The organism is Spiroplasma poulsonii (assembly GCF_009866525.1).
Classification (GTDB): Bacteria; Bacillota_I; Bacilli_A; order Mycoplasmatales; family Mycoplasmataceae; genus Spiroplasma; species Spiroplasma poulsonii.
The window spans coordinates 329,555-343,346 of the sequence record NZ_CM020866.1 but is presented as its reverse complement, the minus strand read 5'-3'; the positions used below and the strand labels follow the sequence as shown (position 1 = coordinate 343,346).

Genomic DNA, 13,792 nt, shown 5'->3' with positions numbered 1-13,792 from the left:
AATTATTTTCCCTTATCCAATAATGGTTGTAAATATTGAGCGGTATAACTAATATCATTTTTTGCCACAATTTGTTCTGGTGTTCCTGTTGCAATAACAGTTCCGCCACCAACACCACCTTCTGGCCCTAAGTCAATAATATAATCTGCTACTTTAATTACATCCAAGTTATGTTCAATCGTAACAACCGTATCACCATTATCGACAATTTTATTTAAAACTAACAATAACCTTTTAACATCATCAACATGTAACCCCGTTGTTGGTTCATCTAATAAAAATAATGTTTTTCCTGTTGTTCGTTTTAATAAAAATGTTGATAATTTAACTCGTTGTGCTTCACCACCTGACAACTCAGTTGCTGATTGTCCTAACTTAATATAACCCAAACCAACTTCTTGCATTGTTGCTAACTTTTGGTTAATCTTTGGTTGCTTTGCAAAAAATTCACAAGCTTGATCAACTGTCATTTCTAAAACATCATAAATATTTTTATCTTTGAACTTAACTAATAATGTTTCATCATTATATCTTTTTCCTTCACAAACTTCACAAGGAACATAAACCGTTGGTAAAAAATGCATTGAAATTTTAATAATTCCATCACCTTGACAATTCTCACAACGCCCACCAGGCACATTAAAAGAGAAACGCCCCTTTAAATAACCACGGGCCTTTGCCTGATTTGTATTTGCAAATAAATCACGAATGTCATCAAAGACAGAAGTATACGTCGCTGGATTACTCCGTGGCGTTTTTCCAATTGGATCTTGTGAAATATTAATAACCTTATCAATGTTATCAATCCCAACAATTTTATCATGAGCACCAGGGCGATCAGTTGCCAATCCAAGATTTTTTTTAATTCCTTTTCATAAAATTTCATTCATTAATGTTGACTTCCCGCTACCAGAAACTCCGGTTAAACAAACAAATTTATTTAAAGGAATTGTTACATTAATATTTTTTAAATTATTTTCACGCGCTCCTTTAATCTCTAATGTTAGACCATTACCACCACGACGTTTAGTTGGTACTGTAATTTCTAATTCACCCGTCAAATATTTTCCAGTAATTGAATTTGGGTTTTGTTTAATGTCCTCAATACTTCCAGCAGCAACAACTTCACCACCATTAATTCCTGCCCGTGGACCAATGTCAACAACATAATCACTGGCACGAATTGTATCTTCATCATGTTCAACAACAATTAAAGTATTTCCCAAGTCACGTAAACTTTTTAAGGTTTCAATTAATTTATCATTATCACGTTGATGTAATCCAATTGATGGTTCATCTAACACATATAGTACTCCAGTTAGTTGACTTCCAATTTGTGTTGCTAATCTAATTCGTTGTGCTTCTCCCCCTGATAAAGTTGAGGCATTCCGTGACAATGTTAAATAACTCAAACCAACACGGTTTAAAAAATCAAGACGATTAACTAATTCATTAATAACTAATCGTGCAATCTCTTGTTGTGATTCGGTTAAAACTAAATTTAAAATTTCTTTTAATTCATCTTCAACTGATAAATCGGTAAAATCAGAAATGCTAATATTATTAATTTTTACCGACAATGGAATTTCATTTAATCGTTTCCCCTGGCAAGTTCCACATTTTTTATCTGTCATAAATTGTTTGTAATATTCCCGAGCAGTTTCACTAGCAGTTTCCGTATAGCGCCGTTCAATTAATTGCCCAACTCCTTCAATATAATCATAACCACGCATAATATTACCGCTTGCTGTTTTAAAATTATACTCAATTGGTTCATCACTACCACGAATTAAATATCCTAACTGTTCTTTTGCCAAATCACTAACTGGTTGTTCTAAAACAATGTGATAGTGCTCTGCTAAAACTTTAAATTTTTGTCATTCAATATTTGTTGTGTTAACAATATTTTTTAAATAAACAATTGCTCCTTGCAAAATTGATAGTGAACGATTTGGAATTAATAAATCTTCATCAACTTCTAATTTCACTCCTAACCCTTTACATTCATTACAAGCTCCAGCTGGTGAATTAAAAGAAAATAATCGTGGTTCTAATTCTGGAATCACAAAACCACAAATATTACATGAATAATTTGTTGAAAATAACGTTTCTTTTTGTTGATCAACAAAATCAATTTTCACTAAAGCATTTCCATATTTTAAAGCAACTTCAATTGCATCATGAATCCGACTCAATAAATCTTCCGAATTTTTATACACTAATCGGTCAATAATAATATCAATGTTTTGTCGTTTATTTTTGTCTAACTCAATTTCTTCATCTAATGTTTTAATTTCACCATTAACTTTTACCCGAATAAAACTTTCTTGTTTTAATCGTGCAAATAAATCTTTAAAACTCCCTTTTTTGTCACGCACAACTGGTGATAAAATCATAAACTTTTCACCTTCGTTTAAAAGTTGTTTTAAATTATTAATAATTTCCTTGATTGTTACTGACTTAATAACACCATGGCCATTAATACAATAAGGGGTTCCAACCCGAGCGTATAACAATCGCAAATAATCATAAATCTCCGTTACCGTTCCAACTGTACTTCGGGGATTATGACTAGTTGTCTTTTGATCAATTGAAATTGCTGGTGATAATCCATCAATTGCATCAACATCTGGTTTTTCATTTCCACCTAAAAATTGACGAGCATAACTCGACAAACTTTCAATATAACGTCGACGACCTTCCGCATAAATAGTATTAAAAGCTAATGATGATTTTCCACTCCCAGATAAGCCAGTAAAAACAACTAATTTATCTTTTGGAATTTGAACATCAATATTTTTTAAATTATTTTCACGTGCTCCTTTAACAACAATCCAATCTTTTCCCATTTTTTCACCTTCTTAATTATTATTTTGTAAAAGTAACATAGTAAAATGATATTATTTTTTAAAAATAATGCAAATATAGTTTAAAAAAAATCTAACATTTGCTGTCCGATTAATAAAATTAGTTAAGTTCTGTAGCAAATTGACTTACTTTATTTTCAATAAAATAGGCATATTCTTTAACTAATTCTTTTTGTCCTTCTAAGAAGAATAAAATTTTCATAATTTTTTCTTTTAGTTCTGAAACTTCTTCATCACTACTATAATTTTCAATAAAATAAATCTCAACTAATTGCTCTGCAATTTCTTCATCAGCAACTGATTGTTCATAATAGTTATTGTAATTAGCTTCATTTAAAATTTCACCAACAAAATCGCGAAAAAGTTTATCATCATTAATTTTTGTTTTAATTTCTAATAATAATTCTTTTAATTCTGGTTTCATATTTTCCTCCCTTATTTTAACTACTTATATTGTACTATATAAATTAATTATTTTCTTGTTTAAATAATTTGTTATATTGTTGCAAATAATTTTCTCGTTTAGTTATCGTTTCATCCAAATCTTCATTAACCATTGTCTGCTTTGCTAAAAATTGACTTTTTTCATTTTCAAATGGTTTTAATACTCGCATCACAATTTTTTGTAATCGTAATGCTAACTCTTGACTATCCAATAATTGAATTTGTTAGAATCTTTTCGTAGTTAAAACAAGCTAAAGAAGCACTTGCGGACCCGACTAATTTTGCCCCATTTTTCAAAAGCATTCGTTGCAACCGGTTATATTCATCATCAAAATAATTTCGGTTAACATAAAATTCAACCTCATTTTCAAATTCTTGCCGATTCTTTCCAATTTTACGGCGAAAAATATTCCGGTTATTACCTGTTGTATATACTTTTGCCATTAAATTTGATAAATCAGTTGTTAAATCAATATTTTGTTCAAGTTTTGCTTTTAAAATATAAAACACTCGTAACACATAGCCAATAAAAACCTGATTATTTTGATCACTAAAATCATAGTATTTTAAAATATCTAAGCAAATCATAATGTCATTTTGTAATGATTGTACTTGATATCGTTGATATAGTTGTGTTAACTCATCAACTAAAACTTGAATGTTGTTATCCATCCTACCCCCGTTTTAATATTACTATTATGATTTTACCACATCTGTTTTTATTACAAATGATAAATCAACATTTTGCTTTTGTAAAAAACTAATTCTATCAACCCGTGACAACTGCTTAAAAGCAGCTTCGCTTTGCATTGCGGCAGAACGAGTTTGATATTCTTCACTATAAATTATTTTAACTGGTCTTCGTTTTGATTGCGCCGTATATTTAGCCCCCGTTCCAAAATTATGTTCTTGCTCACGGCGAACTAAATCAACAGTATATCCAGCATACAATGTTTTATCAGCACAAACTAACACATAAAAATAATGTTTTTTCATAATTAGTTCCTATATCATTTTCTCAAAATCAAGCACTTTATCTGCTCAATTAACATTAAAATTAATATCATGGGTTGTAATTAAAACAGTTCCTTCAAATGCTTGAATCGCTTCTAATAATGCTTCTTTTGCCAAAACATCAATATGATTTGTCGGTTCATCTAAAATTAATAAACTACATGGTTCTAATGATAACGCTGATAAACGAACTTTTGTTTGTTCTCCCCCCGATAACTTTATCATTTGATTTTGCATTAACGTACTTTTAACTCCAAAGTTTGCTAAAATACTACGAATGCGCCCATCTTCAAGCTCAGGGTATAAATTTTTTAAATATTCAATTGGCGTCATATCCATAATTGCTTCAATTTGATGAAAATAAGCAATAACAACGCCATTCCCAAGTTTCAAAGTTCCCCCTAAACTCGGAATATTTCCAGCTAGCGTATTCAAAAAAGTTGTTTTTCCAATTCCATTATATCCACGAACAATACACTTTTCACCATCACGAATATCAAATGTTAGTGGTTGAATTAACGGAAACTGATAACCAATTTCTAATTTTTCAGCACTAACAATGATTGTGCTTGCTGGGCGTTTATATTTAAAACTAAACTTTGGTTTAGTCAACTCATAACGCTTTTCAATAATTTCCATTTTATCAATTTGTTTTTGTCGTGATTGGGCACTTTTTGCTGTTGAAGCACGAGCCTTATTTTTTGCAACATAAGTTTCTAATTTTTTAATTAACCGTTCTTGTCCTTTTTGGGCTTTATCATATTGTTCGTTTTTTAATTCACTTAATGCTAAATACTGTTGATAATTTCCAACATAACGATTAACTGTTAAATTTTCAATTGCATAAATAACCTTTCCGACTTTATTAATAAAATCAATATCATGCGAAACCACTAAAAAAGCTTTGTCATAACTTTGCAAAAACTTTGCCAATCATTCAACTTGTTCTAAGTCTAAAAAGTTAGTTGGTTCATCTAACAATAAAAAATCATTTTCTGATAATAATAATTTTGCTAAGATAACTTTCCCCCGTTGTCCCCCCGATAATTCTGATAACTTTGCATCTAACCTTGTGGGGTCAATTCCTAATCCATCAACTAAACTACGAATTTCTTTATCAATTGTTTCAAACCCATTTTGGTCTAAATGTTCTTGTAATTTTAAAGCTTTTACTAATTTATCTTCATCATAATTAGCACTCATTTTTTCATAAATATCATAAATTCTTTGTTCAATATCAAATAAATGTTGATATGTTAATTTTAAAAACTGATCAACGGTCAAACTACCATCTAACTCTTGGTGCTGATCTAAATAAGCAATTTTAACTTTTGGTTGTAAGTCAATCATTCCTTCATCAGGTGTAATTTTTCCATAAATAATACTTAATAAAGTAGTCTTCCCCGTTCCATTAGTTCCAATTAATGCTAGATGTTCACCCTTATTAATTCGAACTGTTGCGTTTTTATATAAAATCTTTCCACCGTTAGCATGACTTAAATTTTCAATATTAATTAAACTCATTTTAACCTCAATTCCTTATTACAATATATAATTATACCTTATTTTAAAATAGAAATAAAATAAAAGTTTTATATAAAATAACTTCTTAACATTACTATCGAAATTTTTACATTTATTAAAAAACTTAATTTTAACTAATAAAATTTAGAATTAGTTTTTAAAAATATATTCGGTCTTATTTAATAATTAGTTTTATCAAGGTGTTAAGTTCATCATCCCTTTACATTTTTTTTAAAAGATTATAAAATGAAAACATAATAATATGTAAAAAAGTGAAATTAATAATGCAACCTCTTGTTCATAATCTTAATAATGCTTGTCTAATGAAAGCATTATTAATTAATGCCTTACATACAAAATGCTTGTCTTTACTTAAAAAGGAGTATAAACCGCCAGCAGTCTAAACTTTAAAATAATTATAAAAATTAGAGAACTTAAAATACTAAGGAGGAAAATAACATGAAAAGGTTATTGAGTATTTTGGGGGCCGCCGGATTAACAATTACTAGCACAAACACAATTCTTGCATGCAAGATTTATTCAGACACTAGTATAGTATCAATACAAACCAATTGTTAAAAGAGAACTATCAATTTTTAAATAGTAGAGAAATTGCTGATCGAGAAAATCGTGTTCTTACACACTCAGAATTTAAACCAACAGGATATTATTTACAAGCAAACAATACTTATACAGTAACATTAAACCGTGATTTAACAGACAATGAATTAGGACAGATTAAATTATCAATTGGGCAGTGAGGACAATACAAAAAAATAAATGAAAACAAAAATAGTGTTTTTAGTCATTTTGTAATTCCAACAAAAGCTAATTTTATTACTTTTTATTTAGAAACTGATGGCGTTCTTTATCTTGCCGATAATAATCTAACGGATTTACAAGTAACTAGCGTGACATTAGAAAATTCTAATGATGTTATTAAAATGCCAACTTTTAAAATAAATAAATCTAATCAATATGATTTTATTAATGATGTTTTAAACACAAATTCTCCTTTTGTTGAATTTGTTTCTAATCATTTTATTGCTACAATGCAAACAGAAATGATTATTAAGAAAGTTTTTCCCCGCCTAGAACAACATTTTAATGCTATTTTAGCGGGGTGAGATAAAACGTGAAAATATACTAATGAAATTCTTGGTTTAAATGAAGCAAATGAGGGAATCAATAAAAAATATCCACAATATGTTCATATTGCCAACGAAGATGATAGTAGTGGTTATGCTAATGCTAGTGATAATCGAATAATGTTTCAAAATAGTACTTCAGCTGGACAAGATTTATTTTTAGATCAAATTTCTGGTCAATGAGCACTATGACATGAAACTGGTCATACTTATTAAAATTCCCAATATAAAAGAAACGATTTAGGAGAAGTTATTAATAATATTAGTGCCCTATATGTCCAAGAACATTTTAATGTTCCATTGCGAATTTTCAATTACATTAGACTTCTTGCGATACCCTTTTTTATTAAAATATTATTATAAAATATAATTTATGAGGACATAAAAATATGAACAATAATAAATTTAATACTCTTAATGATAGAGAATGGTTAAGATTAACAGGAATAAAAAAATCCACTTTTAATAAAATGTTAGATATTTTAAAAGTTGCTGAAATAGAAAAATTTAAAAAAGGTGGTAAAACTAATAAATTATCATTAGAAAATAGATTATTGATGACTTTATTATATTGACGAGAATATCAGACTTATTTTCATCTTGGTAAAAGTTTTGATATTAGTGAGGCTAATTGTTATCGTAATATTAAGTGAATTGAAGATATTTTAATTAAAAACTCTGATTTTCAACAACTTGCTGGTAAAAAAGCACTAATAAATGATTATTTTAATGATAAAACTATTATTATTGATGCTACCCAAACTCCAATCCAACGCCCAAAAAAGACAAAAACAATCTTATTCTGGTAAAAAGAAAAAACACACGATCAAAACACAAGTAATTATCGAACAAGAAACCAAAAAAATTATTGCAACAAGTTTTTCGCTCGGAAAAAAACATGATTATGCTTTATTTAAAGAATCAAAAATCCCAATTTTAAAAAATACCAAATTAATAGTTGATAGTGGTTATCAAGGAATACAAAAAAATCACAATAATGTTCTAATACCTACAAAGAAAACAAAGAAAAACCCTTTAAACAAAGAACAAAAGCAATATAATAGACTAGTTTCAAAAATGAGAATTATTATTGAAAATATTTTTGCTATTCTTAAAAAATTTAAAATTATTACAGAAAAATATCGTAATCGAAGAAAAAGATTTGGTTTAAGATTTAATTTAATTGCCTCAATTTATAATTTACAATTATTATATTTAACATAAAATATTTATTTAAAATTAAATAATTTAAATAATAAATTAATTTTTCGTTGTGGAAAAATATTAAATTTTTAAATAAAAAACATAATTAATTAAAATTATATTTTTCTATTAGTATCTTTTTTACAAATATTTGCAATTTTTTAACAAGTAATGCAAGAAGTCTATTAAAGAAATTAAATTATTTTTCCAAACTCCAATTGAAAAACGAGATTTTAATAAAATAAAACAAGAACCTTTGTTAGTTAAACTAGCAATGTTTTGACAATTACAAATGGCATTTGGCAAAAACTTTTATCCACAATTAAATCAAACTTATCGCGCAATGCTTAATACAGAAAAAAACGAACTTAATAGTGATCAAGTTAAAATTCAAAATTTTATTATTCATGCATCAAAAATATCAGGTTATAATTTAGCACCATTCTTTCAAGAATGAGGTTTACAACCAGCTAAAGAAACTAAAAATATTATTAGTAAATATCAACGTTTAACAAAACCAATTTGAAATAACATCATCGAAGAATCAACAAAAGAGCACCCAATTGTTCAAAAAATTGTGCCAATAAAAAAATAGCATCAACCAAAGAAATTGCTGCAAAAAATGTAACAATAAATTTTGGTGATGAATTTAAAACAATAGACTTCTTGCGATACCCTTTTTTATTAAAATATTATTATAAAATATAATTTATGAGGACATAAAAATATGAACAATAATAAATTTAATACTCTTAATGATAGAGAATGGTTAAGATTAACAGGAATAAAAAAATTCACTTTTAATAAAATGTTAGATATTTTAAAAGTTGCTGAAATAGAAAAATTTAAAAAAGGTGGTAAAACTAATAAATTATCATTAGAAAATAGATTATTGATGACTTTATTATATTGACGAGAATATCAGACTTATTTTCATCTTGGTAAAAGTTTTGATATTAGTGAGGCTAATTGTTATCGTAATATTAAGTGAATTGAAGATATTTTAATTAAAAACTCTGATTTTCAACAACTTGCTGGTAAAAAAGCACTAATAAATGATTATTTTAATGATAAAACTATTATTATTGATGCTACCCAAACTCCAATCCAACGCCCAAAAAAAGACAAAAACAATCTTATTCTGGTAAAAAGAAAAAACACACGATCAAAAACACAAGTAATTATCGAACAAGAAACCAAAAAAATTATTGCAACAAGTTTTTCGCTCGGAAAAAAACATGATTATGCTTTATTTAAAGAATCAAAAATCCCAATTTTAAAAAATACCAAATTAATAGTTGATAGTGGTTATCAAGGAATACAAAAAAATCACAATAATGTTCTAATACCTACAAAGAAAACAAAGAAAAACCCTTTAAACAAAGAACAAAAGCAATATAATAGACTAGTTTCAAAAATGAGAATTATTATTGAAAATATTTTTGCTATTCTTAAAAAATTTAAAATTATTACAGAAAAATATCGTAATCGAAGAAAAAGATTTGGTTTAAGATTTAATTTAATTGCCTCAATTTATAATTTACAATTATTATATTTAACATAAAATATTTATTTAAAATTAAATAATTTAAATAATAAATTAATTTTTCGTTGTGGAAAAATATTAAATTTTTAAATAAAAAACATAATTAATTAAAATTATATTTTTCTATTAGTATCTTTTTTACAAATATTTGCAATTTTTTAACAAGTAATGCAAGAAGTCTAATGAGTGCAATTAAAAAAATTTTTACAGTGCCTAATTTAAGTGACGATGAAAAAATAACAGTAGTTGCTGATTATAATTCAGCAGTAAACACATTTTTAAAAGACAAAAATACTTTGCTAGTTCCTGTTGAATTGAAAATTGCTCAAAAAAATAAAATTCCAAATATTCAAAGATATTTGTTTAAGTTAAACAAATTAAATAATACAATAGTATTCCAAGGAATCAGTGATGGATATAAGGGAATAATTGGTTTACATTCACAAGATAAAGTAATTAAATTTGATGGTAATTCTGAAGAAATTCATTATTATTTTAAACACGAAATGTACTATACTATTAAAATTAAAAATAATCTTGGTGAGTTAATAAAAGATATTGTTATTACTGGTGATCAAAATTTCGCTGAAATTATTAAAAAACATGATTTAACTAATGGCATTAAATATGATGAAAATTATCAAATTGAAATTATTCCTGCCGAAGGAAATCGTGTTCAAATTTTTAACAATGATAAATATCAGCCATTAAATGGCCCCAAAACATATATCATTAAAAATAATAATTTAGTTGAAATAAAATAAAAAAATTAATTTAAAATAGGAAAGATTAATAATAATCTTTCCTATTTTTTAATTAAAACAAATATTAATCATACCAGAGTTTTTATAATATAAAATTATCTTTTATAAAATAGTATTAACCTTATTATTATTCCAACGCATTGTGATTATTAGAATAAATATCAAATTGAGTTGATACTAGATAATTTACTTTCTTTGTTATTTTTTTTGCTTTACCATCACTAATTTCAAATAAGCGTGATCCAGCCTTAAGAGCTAGAGTTATAAACCTTTTACTATAATTAGCAGAATGTTCATCTGGTTTTACTGAAACATTAACATCATTAAGAGTAAGAACAGTTCCATTTAACAAATTAATAGTTTTTTAACATAATTTACCATCTTTTACCAAATTGCCTTCCTAAAAAACAAGATTTTTACTATTATACAAAAAAACAATAGAATAAGTTTGAGAAATTATTTAATTTCTCAAACTTATTCCTATTTTTAAAAGCTTATAATTTTAATAAATTTAATTATAGCTAAAAATAGTTAGAATCTAATTAATCATTTTTCAAAATAAAAGTTATATTTTTAAAATATAACTTTTTTTATTTTAACGCATCGGATTCAAAAACAAGAACTGGCAAAAATTATTCAGTCCCTTTTTATTCCTCCTTATTTTACTAATCCTAAGAAAGTTTGTGGTTCTAAACTAGCTCCCCCAACTAAAGCACCATCAATATCAGGTTGTGCTAATAATTCCTTAATATTATCTGGTTTAACACTACCACCATATTGAATTCGAATTACACTTGCTACTACCTCATCATAAAGCGCAGCAATTTTAGTACGAATTATCGCACAAACTTTTTGAGCAATTTCAGCAGTTGCTGTTTTTCCAGTTCCAATTGCTCAAATTGGTTCATAAGCAATAACAACTGTTTTTGCATCTTCCAAATCAATTCCCTGAAAAGCTTTTGCAATTTGATTTTCAACAATTTGTTGAGTTTCATTATTTTCATATTGTTGTAATGTTTCACCACAACAAATAATTGGAATCATTCCCTTTGCTAATAATTTTTTTGCTTTTAAATTAACAGTTTCATCGGTTTCATTAAACATTTGACGACGCTCAGAATGCCCAATAATAATATGTGTTATTTTTAAATCTTCTAACATATCAACTGAAATTTCACCAGTAAAGGCCCCAAAATCTTCATAATGACAGTTTTGCGCCGCAATAATTAAATTTTTGGCATGTTGTTTTGCAACAGCTAAATTAACATATGGTACTGCTACTCCTGCTTCTAATGTCAGATTAGCACAAACAGCATCAACTTGTTTTAAAAATTCAATTGTTTCACTCGTTGTCTTATGCATTTTTCAGTTTCCAATAATAATTGGTTTTCGCATTTTTTTCCCTCGTTTCTTTTCTATAATAACATTTTAATTATATACTTAAATTTTATAGATTTCCTAGTAAAATAATAACTTTCTTAATGTTATAATATATTACAAAGAGGTGAAAAGATGTTTTTTTCAGCATTTCAAATGAAATACAATACAAAATCAATTAAAAAATTACCAAAAATTAATAATTCTGAAAAATGATTAATTATAGATGTTCGCCCAAAAGAAGAATGACTTGAAAGTCATATTACTAATAGTATTAATATTCCTCATCATTTGTTCCGTTTAATTTATTCAAAAAAAGTTATTAAAGATAAAAAAATCCTTTTTATTTCAAGTGCAGGTCATTCACATCTTGACTTATATCGTTTGCTAAAAAAACATAATTTTAAAGTTTATATTTTGATGGGCGGCTGAAAAAAAGTTCACCACACTGATGAACTTGATAAAATCTTAACTTATAACCCTATTGATTAATTTTATTAATCATTGGAGTTTTTATTTGGTATGGAACTGGAGGCGCTGTTTTGCTTAATAATAATTCATTAATTCCTCACAAAATTAAACTTCCTCCAACAATAATTATTAAACTATATAAGGTATTGTGATTACTTTTAAAAGCAACAAAACTATAAATAATATAGCAAATTGAAACTACTAACAAGAAGATCGCAAAACCAGCATAGTAATACATTCCTTTTACTTTTGTTACTTCAACCCGCTTTGTATAACGATTTACTCATACTGCAACAATTAAACTAATATAACAAATAAAAGCAACAAAACTAACAGAATTTGAAGAGATATCTAACAAATAAAGCGGATCATCTTTGACTGCTAAACTAGTTTCCATAATAATTAAGTTAAAACTAACTGTAATTGTCATTTGAATTAAACCAATTTGTTGATAACTTAGTTCTCTTTTACCAATGTAGACAAGACGTTCATCTTGAACAGTTTGTCCCAATGCTGGTGAAACAAATGTTAAACCGTTAATACTCATTAATGCGGTAATAACAATAAATCAAGTTAAAATACGAGCAATTGGTCCACTAATAATGTTATTAAATAAACTAAAAACACTTCCATCATTTGTTCCTAAAAATAATGAAATAACTTGAATCAAGTAAAAAACCGTAATAAAAACCATTGCCACAAATAATGCTTTTGGGATAACATTTTTGTTAGAAACTTCTTTTTGTAATCCGGCGGCATAAATAAAGCCATCAAAAGAAAATAACACCGGCAAAAGACCCATAAAGAAATTCCCAAATTTTAATTCTTTAAAAGTATCAAACACGTTACCACTCATTGGAATAATAAATCCAAGAATTAAACTTACCACTAGTGGAATAAATTTAACAAAAGTCCCGATTGTTTGTACTCATTTTCCAACATTTCGTAAAAAAATATTTAATAAGTAAAACAAAATTAAAAGAATACTACCCACACTAATTGCAATTGCATTTTGTGTTCCCTTCGTAATACTCGTTACTTCTAACGCATCAAACATTGCATTAATACTAAAAATTGGAAAAATTCCTAGTAATATTGGAAAATAAAAAAATATATAAAAAATTGAAAACAAACTTCCAACCTTACGACCAATTAAGACATTGGCTCATGATGCTAATGTTCCATTACCACTCTTTGTGTTAATGGAAGCAATTTCAATAAAAACCATAATCATCGCAATTCCTAAAATTCCAACTAAAATTCATAGGGCAATTGCTAAATATGGATTTTGAGTAAAATATAAAACATGGCCCTCAGAAGTATCATTTTTTAAATAAATCCCAATTCCGATTGTAATTCCAACAGCCGTTGAAAAAACAGTTAAAAATTCAAAGAACTTAACATATTTTTTCGTTTTTCCCATAATTTTTTTCC

General features: G+C 26.8%; 16 protein-coding genes. 8 read left to right on the top strand and 8 right to left on the bottom strand.

Annotation, left to right across the window (positions count from 1 at the left end; translation table 4 throughout):
- Window positions 1–2 precede the first annotated feature (2 nt).
- The 6 genes from uvrA to MSROBK_RS01815 all read right to left on the bottom strand — a co-directional run bounded on the left by uvrA (window position 3) and on the right by MSROBK_RS01815 (window position 5,849).
- Window positions 3–2,849 (bottom strand): excinuclease ABC subunit UvrA, encoded by a 2,847-nt coding sequence (gene uvrA / locus MSROBK_RS01835; RefSeq protein WP_040092798.1) that lies wholly within the window; start codon window positions 2,847–2,849, stop codon window positions 3–5.
- 118 nt (window positions 2,850–2,967) lie between these two features.
- A complete protein-coding gene (locus tag MSROBK_RS01830; RefSeq protein WP_040092797.1) occupies window positions 2,968–3,291 on the bottom strand; it encodes a hypothetical protein in 324 nt (107 codons plus the stop codon).
- 43 nt (window positions 3,292–3,334) lie between these two features.
- Window positions 3,335–3,523: a hypothetical protein gene (locus MSROBK_RS11405; protein ID WP_227991361.1), complete on the bottom strand. Its 189-nt coding sequence runs from the start codon at window positions 3,521–3,523 to the stop codon at window positions 3,335–3,337.
- Window positions 3,516–3,983, bottom strand: coding sequence for a hypothetical protein (locus MSROBK_RS01825; protein ID WP_227991359.1), 468 nt, complete (start codon window positions 3,981–3,983; stop codon window positions 3,516–3,518). Before MSROBK_RS01825 ends, MSROBK_RS11405 begins: the two co-directional genes overlap by 8 nt.
- 24 nt (window positions 3,984–4,007) lie before the next feature.
- Window positions 4,008–4,307 carry a GIY-YIG nuclease family protein gene (locus MSROBK_RS01820; RefSeq protein ID WP_040092796.1) on the bottom strand — a complete coding sequence of 100 codons (300 nt, stop codon included), beginning with the start codon at window positions 4,305–4,307 and terminating at the stop codon, window positions 4,008–4,010.
- A gap of 9 nt (window positions 4,308–4,316) precedes the next feature.
- Window positions 4,317–5,849 carry an ABC-F family ATP-binding cassette domain-containing protein gene (locus tag MSROBK_RS01815; protein WP_040092795.1) on the bottom strand — a complete coding sequence of 511 codons (1,533 nt, stop codon included), beginning with the start codon at window positions 5,847–5,849 and terminating at the stop codon, window positions 4,317–4,319.
- A 459-nt stretch (window positions 5,850–6,308) separates the two neighbouring features.
- Here MSROBK_RS01815 and MSROBK_RS12300 point away from each other — a divergent pair, with 459 nt between their 5' ends.
- The 7 genes from MSROBK_RS12300 (at window position 6,309) to MSROBK_RS01785 (ending at window position 10,510) form a co-directional block, all read left to right on the top strand.
- Window positions 6,309–6,428 carry a lipoprotein gene (locus MSROBK_RS12300; protein WP_157944219.1) on the top strand — a complete coding sequence of 40 codons (120 nt, stop codon included), beginning with the start codon at window positions 6,309–6,311 and terminating at the stop codon, window positions 6,426–6,428.
- Window positions 6,422–7,213 carry a M60 family metallopeptidase gene (locus MSROBK_RS01805; RefSeq protein ID WP_040092793.1) on the top strand — a complete coding sequence of 264 codons (792 nt, stop codon included), beginning with the start codon at window positions 6,422–6,424 and terminating at the stop codon, window positions 7,211–7,213. The genes MSROBK_RS12300 and MSROBK_RS01805 overlap by 7 nt, the downstream gene beginning before the upstream one ends.
- A 173-nt stretch (window positions 7,214–7,386) precedes the next feature.
- Window positions 7,387–7,806: a transposase family protein gene (locus MSROBK_RS12835; RefSeq protein WP_040092792.1), complete on the top strand. Its 420-nt coding sequence runs from the start codon at window positions 7,387–7,389 to the stop codon at window positions 7,804–7,806.
- The gene (locus MSROBK_RS12830) at window positions 7,748–8,221 is read left to right on the top strand and encodes a transposase family protein (protein ID WP_181382060.1); all 474 of its coding nucleotides are present in this window, start codon (window positions 7,748–7,750) and stop codon (window positions 8,219–8,221) included. The genes MSROBK_RS12835 and MSROBK_RS12830 overlap by 59 nt, the downstream gene beginning before the upstream one ends.
- A 235-nt stretch (window positions 8,222–8,456) precedes the next feature.
- Entirely contained in the window at window positions 8,457–8,795 is a 339-nt protein-coding gene (locus MSROBK_RS01795) for a M60 family metallopeptidase (protein ID WP_040092790.1), read from the top strand.
- A gap of 132 nt (window positions 8,796–8,927) precedes the next feature.
- Window positions 8,928–9,764, top strand: coding sequence for an IS5 family transposase (locus MSROBK_RS01790; RefSeq protein ID WP_040092789.1), 837 nt, complete (start codon window positions 8,928–8,930; stop codon window positions 9,762–9,764).
- Between the two features lie 164 nt (window positions 9,765–9,928).
- Window positions 9,929–10,510 carry a putative mucin/carbohydrate-binding domain-containing protein gene (locus MSROBK_RS01785; RefSeq protein ID WP_040092786.1) on the top strand — a complete coding sequence of 194 codons (582 nt, stop codon included), beginning with the start codon at window positions 9,929–9,931 and terminating at the stop codon, window positions 10,508–10,510.
- A gap of 657 nt (window positions 10,511–11,167) precedes the next feature.
- On the opposite strand, the gene tpiA is transcribed toward MSROBK_RS01785, so the two are convergent.
- Window positions 11,168–11,905 (bottom strand): triose-phosphate isomerase, encoded by a 738-nt coding sequence (gene tpiA, locus MSROBK_RS01780; RefSeq protein WP_040092783.1) that lies wholly within the window; start codon window positions 11,903–11,905, stop codon window positions 11,168–11,170.
- A 138-nt stretch (window positions 11,906–12,043) separates the two neighbouring features.
- Between tpiA and MSROBK_RS01775 the strand changes: the two genes are divergently transcribed.
- On the top strand, window positions 12,044–12,379 hold the full coding sequence (locus MSROBK_RS01775; RefSeq protein ID WP_227991357.1) for a rhodanese-like domain-containing protein: 336 nt from the start codon (window positions 12,044–12,046) through the stop codon (window positions 12,377–12,379).
- On the opposite strand, the gene MSROBK_RS01770 is transcribed toward MSROBK_RS01775, so the two are convergent.
- Window positions 12,369–13,781: an APC family permease gene (locus MSROBK_RS01770; RefSeq protein WP_040092778.1), complete on the bottom strand. Its 1,413-nt coding sequence runs from the start codon at window positions 13,779–13,781 to the stop codon at window positions 12,369–12,371. The two genes, MSROBK_RS01775 and MSROBK_RS01770, sit on opposite strands and share 11 nt — an antisense overlap.
- Between the last annotated feature and the right edge of the window lie 11 nt (window positions 13,782–13,792).